The organism is Sulfurimonas sp. (assembly GCF_034005705.1).
Classification (GTDB): Bacteria; Campylobacterota; Campylobacteria; order Campylobacterales; family Sulfurimonadaceae; genus Sulfurimonas.
Genome location: NZ_JAVEUF010000041.1, coordinates 1 through 3,419, shown reverse-complemented (window position 1 = coordinate 3,419; position 3,419 = coordinate 1). Strand labels below are relative to the sequence as shown.

The following is a 3,419-nucleotide window of genomic DNA, read 5'->3' as shown; positions in this document are numbered from 1 at the left end:
TCTTTATAAACCCTCATAGTCTTTAGATATAAATCAAGTATCTTCTTGAGTTGTTTTATGTATATATCATTTAACTCTTTTATATGTTTTGCTTCATTTTTAAACTCTTTTGTATTGAAAACATCAAAAATATAACTCACTATATATTGTAAATATGAAGAAAATAGACGATTAATATCATATTTATTTTCACTATTTAAATTTAATAGCTCTATATATAGCGCATAAAACTCTTTTATATACAGTGCATAACTATTAGTTTGAACTGATTTTTTAAATTCTTGCACAACTTCAAAAAGTCTCTGAGCCTCTTGTATCTGCTTGTCAAGATTTTCTATATCATCTTCACTCATGCTATTTTCTGAAATTTCATCAAAAAAAGCTTTTAACTGCTTAGATTTTTCTGCTCTTGATAAAGTAAGAAGAGTTGTTGTGTCAAAACCCTCTACATGTAAAGGAGTAGCTCCCTCTAGGTAAGCTCCATTGTTTAAGTTAAATACTTTTTGTTCTTTTTGTAAAAAATGCTTTGATATTATGTTAAATGCATCTGCTGATATTTTATAGATTGGTGTTGTAGGAACCTCTTGTAAAAAATTTCCTTTGGTGTAAAACATTGTATGCTGCATAGAAGTGTATTGCTCACTTTCTATACTATTCTCTTGAACTTGCTTTACAAATACATGCTCTTTTGAATGAGTGCTTTTTGTCTCTGGATCAAGTGCTAGATCTAAGCCAAGAAGATATAGTTGTGTAACTCCTAAAAACAGAGATATGGCGTAAGTTGTCTCTCCTATACTAGGAGCACTAACAGTTCTAAAGCCTTGTTTATAATGAGTAGCTGACTCAATACAGTAAATTTTTTCTTTTGGTACTAAATCAAATACATTTTTAGACGTTACTGATGAGAAAATAAAAATAGTTTTATCAAAGAAATTTTCTCTATCTATACCATCAAATAGTCTAGCAGATACAGGAAGAGAGTCTATATGTGTAACAATATCAGGTTTTATATTTAAGCTATATAGAGTTTTAACTGATGATAAAACAGCGACTATAAAGAACTTTTCATGGTTTTCTTGTAACCATTTAGAATTGTTTCCAAGTGAAGGCCCAGATGCTATAAGTAGTACAGGCTTGTTTGATAGTGGTGAAGAAGAGAAGTGGTTTTTTGAGAGATCAATAAAAGGATATTTCTCGACAAGATACTCTGGTGCTCTTAAAAGCTCCAATAACTGCATAGAGTAAGGGTATGTTAAATAAACAGATGAGATTATTGAATTTTGAATGCGTTTTACTTTTGGAATATCTCCTTGAGAGAGTAAAGCATACTTAATATAGTGATTATGTGTATACCCTTGAGTAAAAAAATCATCAAATACTTTTTTTAATTCACTATCACTATCCATTATGGAAAAAAAGAGTTTTGCTTTTTTGGAGAGTTCTTCATAGTTTGTACTAAAGAGTGATATGCGAAACAGTTCAAGATTATCCTCCATGATAAAAACCATAGAAGATTTTGTCTTTTTCTCTATCTCAGGTAGATGTAACCCAAGTCCAATACCACAAAATATAAATTTAAATATATCTTTCATTTCATCATTTTTGGACGTTACACTATTACAGTACTGTATGATTTTTGCTGCAGCAAATAGAGGGGAACGAATATCAACTTTCTCTTCAAGTTGTTCAACTTGTAATTGTGTTAAGTGTTGATTATAAAATCCTTCAATGACAGCATCAGATTTTTTATGGTTTATTGTTTTGGCTAACTCTTTTGCATGTTTATTGCTATCTTGATTGTATAGATAATTTCCTGAAGATAGTTCTAATATGTCAAAATAGTTGTTTTTATATTCTAGAGCATATTTTTCTATGTAAGACCCATTTTGTATGGCTTGCTCAAGAAGAGTTATTTTTTTATGAACTTCTGCGTGTTCTTTGGAGAAATAGTTTAGATTTATTTTATATGTCTCAAGAGCTTTTTTTTCTATGGAGTTCATTGTAAATACCTAACATTTTAACTATATAATAATAGCAATTTTTATTCCTATAAATTATTTCGTACTTGGATACCATTTTTTGATAGTTCATTTTTTATATCGTTTGGAGTATACCTTGAAAAATGAAATATATAAGCGGCAGCCACTGCATCTGCACCACTTTGTATAGCTTTAACTGCATCTTCTGGCTTGCCCATGCCCCCGTTTAGGATGACTGGGATATCTAGTTCATCTTTAAATAGTTTTATCAGTTCTATATCATATCCGTTTGTAGAGCCTTCATTATCTACAGAAGTTAAAAGTATTTCGCCAGCTCCATGCTCTTGATACTCTCTTGCTAAAACAAGCGGGTCTAAATCCAGTATGCCTCTTTTTTTATTAAAAACCATGTATTTGTCATCTACTTTTTTTACATCAATAGAGCAGACTATGCATTGCGATCCAAATAGAGATGAGGCCTCTTTTATAAAGTTTAAATCTTCTAAAGCTTTTGTATTGATAGAGATTTTATCCGCCCCAGCATTTAAAACTTTATAAATATCTTCAATACTATTTATACCACCGCCTATGGTTAGAGGCATAAAACATTCATTTGCTATATCTGTTATAATCTCTGTGTTTATCTCTTGATCATTTAAGCTAGCATCTATATCCAAAACAATCAGTTCATCCACATTTCTAGCATTGTATATTCTAGCAGTTGAGGTTGGATGGCCAATTGTTCTAAATGAACTAAACCCAATGCTCTTGACAAGTTGCCAATCTTTTAAAAGCACACATGGGATAACTCTATGCTTTAACATGACTAACTATTTTGCTTTAAAATTAAAAATCTGTTTTTATTTACAACACTACATTTTTTACAAATTGAGTAAAAATTTTCTTCATATATGCTTTTTCTTAACTTGAGATACTTGCTGTTGTTCCATATCTCTTCTAGTGAGTTATCCAAAACATTCCCCATTATCAATTGACTTGTCAAGTCATAACAACAAGGTACAATGTCTCCGTTGGCTCTTATTGTAATTGTGCTGGTTATATGGTCACAGTAGTTGGTTATTTTATCTTCTTCATCTTCTACGATATCAAAAATATCTTTATCAATATTCATATCACTCCACTCAATCGCATCGACATAGTTTATGTTTAGCAACCCTAAGTCTAAGTAGTGCTTAAACTCTTTTTCAAGCCACTGTGATTTTGGAGATTTTAAGTGATTGTTTTCATCAAAATATTTAAATTGTGTAGAGGATATAGATACTTTTATATTAGAGGATTTAAAGGATATTTGATCCAACAACTCTTTGATGTTTTCTATAACTTTTTTATGGTTAGAGTTTTTTCTTATAAAGTCATTCATCTGCGAACTAGTTCCATCCAATGAAAATTCTATTGAATCTAAGCCGGAGGCAATAATAT

At 30.4% G+C, this 3,419-nt stretch carries 3 protein-coding genes; all 3 read right to left on the bottom strand.

Annotated features, from left to right (window positions below):
- A partial coding sequence (locus RBR61_RS10185; RefSeq protein WP_320344080.1) for a 6-hydroxymethylpterin diphosphokinase MptE-like protein occupies nucleotides 1-2,000 on the bottom strand: 2,000 nt, incomplete at its 3' end.
- 47 nt (nucleotides 2,001-2,047) lie between these two features.
- Entirely contained in the window at nucleotides 2,048-2,803 is a 756-nt protein-coding gene (locus tag RBR61_RS10180; protein ID WP_320344079.1) for a HisA/HisF-related TIM barrel protein, read from the bottom strand.
- Nucleotides 2,804-2,805: 2 nt separating this feature from the next.
- Nucleotides 2,806-3,419 (bottom strand): SPASM domain-containing protein (locus RBR61_RS10175; RefSeq protein WP_320344077.1); only part of this gene is annotated, 614 nt, incomplete at its 5' end.